The organism is Glycomyces buryatensis (assembly GCF_004912275.1).
Taxonomy (GTDB): Bacteria; Actinomycetota; Actinomycetes; order Mycobacteriales; family Micromonosporaceae; genus Glycomyces; species Glycomyces buryatensis.
Window position 1 is genome coordinate 1 of record NZ_STGY01000029.1, and the last position, 1,196, is coordinate 1,196.

At 58.5% G+C, this 1,196-nt stretch carries 1 rRNA gene; it reads right to left on the reverse strand.

What is annotated here, in order from left to right:
- Positions 1-1,196, reverse strand: a 16S ribosomal RNA gene (locus FAB82_RS07530); the annotation flags it as partial.

Here is a 1,196-nt window from a genome sequence, read left to right on the forward strand (position 1 = left end):
TGTAGCATGCGTGAAGCCCTGGACATAAGGGGCATGATGACTTGACCTCATCCCCACCTTCCTCCGAGTTAACCCCGGCAGTCTCCCGCGAGTCCCCAACTGAATGCTGGCAACACGGGATAAGGGTTGCGCTCGTTGCGGGACTTAACCCAACATCTCACGACACGAGCTGACGACAGCCATGCACCACCTGTCACCCAGTCCGAAGAGGCGCCTATCTCTAGGCGTTTCCGGGTGATGTCAAACCCAGGTAAGGTTCTTCGCGTTGCATCGAATTAATCCGCATGCTCCGCCGCTTGTGCGGGCCCCCGTCAATTCCTTTGAGTTTTGGCCTTGCGGCCGTACTCCCCAGGCGGGGCGCTTAATGCGTTAGCTACGGCACAGACCGAACAAAGCCGGCCCACACCTAGCGCCCACCGTTTACAGCATGGACTACCAGGGTATCTAATCCTGTTCGCTCCCCACGCTTTCGCTCCTCAGCGTCAGAACAAGCCCAGAGATCCGCCTTCGCCACCGGTGTTCCTCCACATATCTGCGCATTTCACCGCTACACGTAGAATTCCGATCTCCCCTACTTGCCTCAAGCCCGCCCGTATCCACCGCAAAACCCCAGTTAAGCCGAGGCCTTTCACGGCAGACGCGACGAGCCGCCTACGAGCCCTTTACGCCCAATAAATCCGGACAACGCTCGCGCCCTACGTCTTACCGCGGCTGCTGGCACGTAGTTAGCCGGCGCTTATTCAACCACTACCGTCAACACTGAAAAACAGTACCTTCGTCATGGATAAAAGAGGTTTACAACCCGAAAGCCGTCATCCCTCACGCGGCGTCGCTGCATCAGGCTTCCGCCCATTGTGCAAAATTCCCCACTGCTGCCTCCCGTAGGAGTCTGGGCCGTATCTCAGTCCCAATGTGACCGACCGCCCTCTCAGGCCGGCTACCCGTCAACGCCTTGGTAGGCCATTACCCCACCAACCAACTGATAGGCCGCGGGTCCCTCCCGAACCGAAACAACTTTCCACCACCCCCCATGCGGGAAATGGTCGTATCCGGTATTAGCCGTCGTTTCCAACGGTTATCCCAAAGTCCGGGGCAGGTTACCCACGTGTTACTCACCCGTTCGCCACTCGAGTACCCGCAAGCGGGCCTTTCCGTTCGACTTGCATGTGTGAAGCACGCCGCCAGCGTTCGTCCTG